6 protein-coding genes and 1 rRNA gene are annotated in these 4,623 nt (G+C 50.2%); all 7 read left to right on the top strand.

The genetic code is table 11. From position 1 onward, the window contains the following. Positions 1-415: ATP-binding protein (locus AC1DWB_RS31495; protein ID WP_477545043.1), on the top strand; the 415-nt coding region annotated here is incomplete at its 5' end. Between the two features lie 137 nt (positions 416-552). Next, positions 553-2,340 carry a DNA polymerase III subunit gamma/tau gene (gene dnaX, locus AC1DWB_RS31490; RefSeq protein WP_477545042.1) on the top strand — a complete coding sequence of 596 codons (1,788 nt, stop codon included), beginning with the start codon at positions 553-555 and terminating at the stop codon, positions 2,338-2,340. 34 nt (positions 2,341-2,374) lie between these two features. Continuing rightward, on the top strand, positions 2,375-2,686 hold the full coding sequence (locus AC1DWB_RS31485; protein WP_477545041.1) for a YbaB/EbfC family nucleoid-associated protein: 312 nt from the start codon (positions 2,375-2,377) through the stop codon (positions 2,684-2,686). A gap of 38 nt (positions 2,687-2,724) precedes the next feature. Next, a complete protein-coding gene (recR, locus tag AC1DWB_RS31480) occupies positions 2,725-3,321 on the top strand; it encodes a recombination mediator RecR (RefSeq protein ID WP_477545040.1) in 597 nt (198 codons plus the stop codon). Between the two features lie 143 nt (positions 3,322-3,464). Further along, a complete protein-coding gene (locus tag AC1DWB_RS31475) occupies positions 3,465-3,746 on the top strand; it encodes a DUF2508 family protein (RefSeq protein ID WP_477545039.1) in 282 nt (93 codons plus the stop codon). A 1-nt stretch (position 3,747) separates the two neighbouring features. Next, the gene (locus AC1DWB_RS31470; protein ID WP_477545038.1) at positions 3,748-4,011 is read left to right on the top strand and encodes a pro-sigmaK processing inhibitor BofA family protein; all 264 of its coding nucleotides are present in this window, start codon (positions 3,748-3,750) and stop codon (positions 4,009-4,011) included. 292 nt (positions 4,012-4,303) lie between these two features. Further along, positions 4,304-4,623, top strand: a 16S ribosomal RNA gene (locus AC1DWB_RS31465); the annotation flags it as partial.

Below are 4,623 nucleotides of genomic sequence, written 5' to 3'. Positions count from 1 at the left end.
AGTGCTTCCCATCATTAACAACCAGGCGGTTCTGCACAATGTTACGATTCGGTATCAATCGGTGTTCCAGATGCCTGTTGTTGTTGCCGATCAAGGGCTCTTGAAGCAGGTATTCATTAATTTGTGCAAGAATGGAATTGAAGCCATGGTGACAGGGGGGACATTAACGGTCACAGAGCGGGTAGATGTCACGGAACAGAAAGTGCATATAGATATACATGATGCGGGCCCAGGAATTCCGGCTTTTCTCATTGATAAAATATTTGATCCCTTCTTCACGACCAAGGAAAACGGTACAGGGTTAGGCTTGTCTGTCTGCCAACGAATCATCCACGATATAGGCGGTAATATTCGCGTCTCTTCCAAAGGGTTCGGGACCACATTCACTGTCACCATGCCGTTTAATCGCGACTGACATGGCGTATGCGATGTTGGTCAACGTTCCTTGGATATAGTATAATAGGTCCATATACGAGAACGAACGGCGTCTAATCGCTCCGGGAGTTCAGTCACCATGCTATAGAAATCACGCGGATGATCGGGAGAATCCATATGGCGCATATCGCTTTATACCGCACCTGGAGACCGCAGGCATTCCGGGATGTTGTCGGACAACAGCACATTACACAGACCCTTCAGAACGCGTTGCGAGAAGGCCGAATGTCGCATGCGTATCTGTTCAACGGTCCTCGGGGGACGGGGAAGACAAGCGCGGCCAAAATATTGGCGAAAGCGGTTAACTGTGAGCGCGGCCCTGCCGAGGAGCCTTGTAACGAATGCTCCGCATGCCTTCGAATAACAGACGGAGCGGTCATGGACGTAATCGAGATCGATGCTGCTTCCAATCGGGGTGTCGAAGAAATCCGTGACATTCGCGATAAGGCCAAGTACGCGCCGACAGAAGTCAGACAAAAAGTTTATATTATCGATGAAGTGCATATGCTTACAACCGAGGCGTTTAATGCACTTTTGAAAACGTTGGAAGAGCCCCCGGGTCATGTTATGTTCATCCTGGCCACCACGGAGCCTCACAAGTTACCAGCGACGATCATTTCACGGTGTCAGCGTTTCGATTTCCGCAGGGTGTCGTTGGAGGAGCAGATCAGAAGGCTGGAATTCATCTGCGGGCAAGAGGGCGTCCAGGCTGAGCCAGAGGCCATTCAATACATTGCCAGATTGTCGGATGGCGGGATGCGGGATGCGCTCAGTGTACTTGACCAGATCATTGCTTATACGGGCAACGAGATCAAGTACGACGCTGTTCTGGCTATAACCGGCGGGATTTCGTCCGAACAATTCGGTCGCTTGGCGGCTGCCATCGCCGACCAGGACATTGCTGCATGTCTGGGTATGATCGAGAGCTTTATGCAAGAGGGACGCAGCGCAGAGAAGTGTATGGAGAATTTGATCTACTACTTCCGCGATGTGTTGATGCTGAAGCTTGTTCCCGGCGCCCAAGAGATGACCGAACGGGTGCTGGACAGTAAGCAGGCTGGACAATGGATGGGGCGGTTTACTGCGGAGCAGATGTTTCAGATGATTGATGTGCTTAACCGTTACCAGACGGAGATGAAATATTCGGCTCAGCCCCAGACGATGCTTGAAGTGGCCATTATGAAAATATGCACGACAGCCGGTACGAGTCAAGATACCGGTATTGAAGTGCCGCGTGAAGCGAGCCAATCAGAGGCCGGGAAGGGTGTCGGCGCTGGTGCTGGCGCCTCATCAGGGGAACTATCTGCGCTACGGCAAAAGGTTGATCTCCTGGAACGACAGTTATCTAAGCTGATGCAATCCGGAGTCGTTCCTGCTGCTCAGGGGCAGAAGGAGCTGGAATCGAGACCTTCCCCTAGTGCGCCTCGTACGAACAGTACGAGCGGGAGCAACGCATTGAAGTCATCCGTGAAACTGGAAGGGTTCGTGCAGCAGACGGATTCCGAGATGTTCAAGCAAGTATTGGCCAAGTGGAGCCAAGTGCTTCAACTAGTGAAGGATCGACGTATTACCGTGCATGCTTGGCTGGTAGATGGAGAGTTGGTTGCGGCTACCGGAGATGCGATACTGCTAGCCTTCAAGAGCGGCATGCATCGGGATACGACGGAGAAGCCGGCCCATAAGGAAATCATTGAACAAGTCATCAGCGAGTTGCTTGGTACAAGGTTGAAGTTAACGACCGTTATGATGAAGGAATGGAAGGAAGCGCATGCCGTCGCGCAGGAGCCTGCGGAAGAGTTGCGCATGGAGGCTGAGGATGGATCAGCTCCAGCCAAGCCGCAGGAAGAGTGGATCGAGGAAGCGATCCAGCTATTCGGTGAACAGTTAGTCGTAATTAAGGAATAGAACGAACATTACGGATGTGGAAGGATGATCGATTGTGAATAACATGAATCAAATGATGAAGCAAGTGAAGAAGATGCAGGAGCAAATGCTGAAGGCACAAGAAGAATTGGCCAACAAGACCGTAGAAGGATCTTCGGGCGGCGGCGTTGTGACGGTTACGGCTACTGGTCAACGCAAAGTTACGAATATTGTCATCAAGCCTGAGGCTGTCGACCCTGATGATGTTGAGATGCTGCAAGATCTCGTCTTGACTGCTGTGAACGATGCTTTGACCAAGGCGGAAGAACTGGCTGAGAAGGATATGGGGAAATATACAGCCGGCATGAAGATGCCAGGCCTGTTCTAAGTTAATTATTTCGATCTGATGATGAAGGGGCTAACGCTTTGTATTACCCGGAACCGATTGCCAAACTAATTGATGCGTTCTCGCGGTTGCCGGGCGTCGGTCCGAAGACAGCAGGCAGACTTGCTTTTCACGTGCTGCGGATGAAAGAAGAGGATGTGCTTGATTTCGCCAAGTCGTTAGTCAGCGTGAAGCGGAATCTGCATTACTGTTCGGTATGCTGCAACATTACCGACGTAGACCCTTGCCGCATATGTCAGGATCGAAGCCGCGATGCTTCGATAATCTGTGTTGTGCAGGAGCCCAAAGATCTGGTGGCATTGGAGCGGACTAAGGAGTTTCGTGGGTATTATCATGTACTCCACGGGGCGATTTCTCCGATGGAAGGAATCGGGCCGGATGAAATCCGTATGGCAGAGCTGCTGAAGCGACTGGGTGATGAGCAAGTGCAGGAGTTAATACTAGCGACGAACCCGAATCTTGAAGGGGAAGCGACTGCTATGTATTTGTCTAGGCTGGTGAAGTCGTTCGGGTTGAAAGTAACCCGGATAGCGCACGGTCTGCCAGTAGGCGGGGATTTGGAGTATGCGGATGAAGTGACGCTCTCCAAGTCACTGGAAGGAAGACGAGAGATTTAATGGCGTGAAGTACGTACAGGTAGACTGAACTCTGGGTGGCTGTTAGGATGACAGCTGTTCAGGGTTCTTTTTGTTGTTCTATATGTGTACCGCCCTCCATATTTATAGAATTGAGCGATTATTTTATAGATAGGAGTGACAGTATGAGTCGATTAGCATTTCTGACAAGCATGTTCATACGACGTGTGCAACCAGATAAGCGTTTGCCGGACAAGCAGCAGTTGATGGAGGAAGTCCGTGTAGCCCTGCAAGAGTGGAAGAATGCCCATCGCCAGTTTGACTACGCACAGGAGCGTGATGAGATCGATTATGCCATATACGCGTTGGAGGCAGCTGAGAAGCGCTATGAAATGCTGCTCCGAAAAGCGAAGCAACAGAAGCTTCATGTTCTATATGTCGGTTATCCCAAAGCAGCGGAGGGGTAATATGAACTTGTTCTTCACCGTACTATTTTTCAGTTCAGTACTTTTGCTCGTTATGTTGTTATTCCGGAACCGCCATGCGCGAACCTGGGTTGCTTATACGATGCTCCATATTGTGGTGGCGGCGTTTGTGTTGTACTTTCTAAATCTCCTTAGCGTGTATACAGAGTTTCGTATTCCGATTAATTTGCCCACTGTAGCTTCCGTAGTTGTGCTCGGAGTGCCTGGGGTGCTAATGCTTGTTGGCTTGAAGCTGGCAGTACTATAGGAATATTTTTCAATTTGACTTCCGATTGCGAGTCGTGATAGATTAGTATTCTGCTTCCGAAGCAATAGAGAGAAGCTAGCAAGAACTTATAAATCTGTTAATCAGATTTCGAAAATAGTTCTTGCAATGAGATAGGCTGATGTGGTATATTGATCAGGTCGCTTTCGGAGGATGTATCGCCGACAACGACAAGATTGTTCCTTGAAAACTGAACAACGAGCGTGCAAGTATAGCGAACTTCGGTTCGCAAAAACAAGCTAGTAACGTTTTATGAGCAAGTCAAATTTCTACCATTATGGAGAGTTTGATCCTGGCTCAGGACGAACGCTGGCGGCGTGCCTAATACATGCAAGTCGAGCGGACTCTTCCTTCGGGAAGGGTTAGCGGCGGACGGGTGAGTAACACGTAGGCAACCTGCCTGCAAGACTGGGATAACTAACGGAAACGTTAGCTAATACCGGATACACGGCTGGATCGCATGATCCGGTTGGGAAAGAGGGTTTCGGCTCTCACTTGTAGATGGGCCTGCGGCGCATTAGCTAGTTGGTGGGGTAACGGCTCACCAAGGCGACGATGCGTAGCCGACCTGAGAGGGTGATCGGCCACACTGGG

It is taken from the genome of Paenibacillus sp. P4_E11 (assembly GCF_056401635.1).
This window is presented reverse-complemented; position numbering and strand designations above follow the sequence as displayed.